Annotated in this window: 1 pseudogene; it reads right to left on the reverse strand. The window is 77.8% G+C overall.

From position 1 onward, the window contains the following. Positions 1 to 143: 143 nt before the first annotated feature. A pseudogene (gene purU / locus V5O49_RS00120) lies at positions 144 to 347 on the reverse strand (formyltetrahydrofolate deformylase); the annotation flags it as partial.

Here is a 347-nt window from a genome sequence, read left to right on the forward strand (position 1 = left end):
CCGGTCGGTGAGGACGCCTCGGAGGGGCGGTCGCGTGCACGGTCGCTGCGCGACCTGCACTTCGCGTCTGACGACCGCCCCGCCGAGGCGTCCTCACCTCGGGCCCGCGCGTCCCGGGCCCTCTCGCTCCCGGACGCCCCCGGTCAGTGGTTGCTGTCCGTGCGGCGGCCGCTGGGCAGCACCCGAAGCTCGGCGTGCCTCCGCCCCGCGCCAGCGAGCGTACGCCGCTCGGCGTCCGCGCCCACGGCCAGGAGGCCGCGCACGGCCCGGGAGGCGTCGACCCGCTCGACCTCCTGCTCGATGATCGGGCCCTCGGCCAGGTCGCCGGTCCCCGTGTGCGAGATCGC

Source organism: Isoptericola haloaureus, from assembly GCF_036689775.1.
In the GTDB taxonomy this organism is placed as follows: domain Bacteria; phylum Actinomycetota; class Actinomycetes; order Actinomycetales; family Cellulomonadaceae; genus Isoptericola; species Isoptericola haloaureus.